This window comes from Mycetohabitans sp. B3 (assembly GCF_021498065.1).
Lineage (GTDB): Bacteria > Pseudomonadota > Gammaproteobacteria > Burkholderiales > Burkholderiaceae > Mycetohabitans.
Genome location: NZ_JAHLKN010000107.1, coordinates 1 through 504, shown reverse-complemented (window position 1 = coordinate 504; position 504 = coordinate 1). Strand labels below are relative to the sequence as shown.

The 504-nt window shown below is 63.7% G+C and carries 1 protein-coding gene; it reads left to right on the top strand.

What is annotated here, in order from left to right; genetic code table 11:
• Positions 1–504, top strand: a 504-nt coding sequence (locus KQH55_RS15795) for a condensation domain-containing protein (RefSeq protein WP_235091633.1), incomplete at both ends; no start/stop codon positions are given.

Here is a 504-nt window from a genome sequence, read left to right as displayed (position 1 = left end):
GCGCGGCCCGAGATCACGCCGGTCTCACGTGACGGCAGTTTGCCGCTATCGTTCGCGCAGCAGCGGCTGTGGTTCCTCGCGCAGCTCAATGGGGTCAGTGAGTCGTATCATATTCCGCTGGCGCTACATGTGCGCGGGCCACTTGATCGGGCCGCATGGCAACAGGCATTAGATGCGTTGTTCGCGCGTCATGAAGCGCTGCGCTCGACGTTCGTGAGCGTCGAGGGTCAACCGCAGGTGCAATTGCTGCCGGCGGATAGGGGCGTGCCGCTGCGCTGGCATGATCTGCGCGGAGTGCCAAACGCGCAGGCGCAACTAACACGCTTAAGTCACGAAGCCGCGCACGCGCCTCTCGATCTGGCGCGCGGCCCATTGATTCACGCGTGCGGCATTCAAGTGGCCGAAGATGAACACGTGGTGCTGCTCACGCAACACCATATTGTGTCGGACGGCTGGTCGCTTGGCGTGCTCGCGCGCGAGTTCAGTGCACTGTACGCGGCGAGC